Genomic DNA, 1,038 nt, shown 5'->3' with positions numbered 1-1,038 from the left:
CCTCGTCCCGCAGGACGGACAGAACGCGGAGCCCTCCGGCACGTCCTTGTGGCACTGGGCGCACTGCGCGGGATTCGCCAGCCGGAACCCGCAGCCCGGGCAGAACGGGGTGCCGTGCGTCTCCGTCTGGCACTGCGGGCAGACCAGTTGGCGCGGCGTGCGGACGTCGTACTCCGCGCCGGACTGCTGCCCGGCCTGGTACGCCCGCTCCGTCACCATGTCGTTGAGGCCGCGGTGCTGCGCCGCGGCCGCCTCGGCCGCGGTGTCCGGGGCGCAGTTGAAGCACAGGCCCTGGCCGGGGTTGAAGCAGCGGCCGCACACGTAGTTGGTGCACCGGGCGCAGCGGTGGAAGTGCGTCTGGGCGTTGGCGATCGCGCGCTGGAAGGCGGCGTCGCGCGAGCCGCCCCAGGTCTGGCCGGCGAGGCCGTCGGCGGCGTTGCTGATGGTGTTGGCGTTGCCGCCGATGAGGTTCCAGGCCGCGCTGACGCCCTTGCCTATCCAGCCGGCCACCTGGCCGGTGGTGAACCGCTCGAACGGCGAGCGCCAGGTGTCGGAGCAGCGGTAGCAGTAGAACTCGAACTGGAACCCCGCACCTGTGCCGTGCTGTTCGCACAGGTCGCGGTAGTTGCTGCTGAAGTAGATCTCGGAACTCACGTCGTCCCCGGTTACTGGAGTGGCCTGTCGGCGGTCGCTCCCAGGGACGATAAGGGGTCTTCGAACGGTTCCGCCAGGAACTTCCGTCCGCCGCCCCGCTCTCCACATCCGCCCCGGCCGTCTCGCGCGGTTCAGAGTCCCGAGACCGGCAGCAGCAGCACCCGCTCCGGGTCGTATGGCCGCCAGGCGGTGGGCCGGCCGCTGCGGCTGACCCGCAGTCGGCACCAGCACCGGCCCGCGGGATCCTGCCACCAGCCGCTGATCCGGCCGAGCGCCCAGGTGCCGTCGCCGAGGTCGACCTCGACCGGCTGGTGGACCCACCGGACTTCGGCCTCCGGCGGTGCGACGGTCGGCGGTGCGGGGCTGTGCCGGCTCTCCACCACG

At 72.3% G+C, this 1,038-nt stretch carries 2 protein-coding genes; both read right to left on the bottom strand.

Annotation, left to right across the window (positions count from 1 at the left end; genetic code table 11):
* The coding region (locus J0670_RS38630) for a zinc ribbon domain-containing protein (protein ID WP_207817436.1) at positions 1–654 on the bottom strand (654 nt) is incomplete at its 3' end.
* A 131-nt stretch (positions 655–785) separates the two neighbouring features.
* Positions 786–1,038, bottom strand: a 253-nt coding sequence (locus J0670_RS38625; protein WP_243438124.1) for a hypothetical protein, incomplete at its 5' end; no start/stop codon positions are given.

Source organism: Streptomyces sp. FH025 (assembly GCF_017427025.1).
GTDB lineage: Bacteria > Actinomycetota > Actinomycetes > Streptomycetales > Streptomycetaceae > Kitasatospora.
The sequence above is the reverse complement of the archived record's forward strand: the minus strand, read 5'-3'. Positions and strand labels throughout refer to the sequence as shown.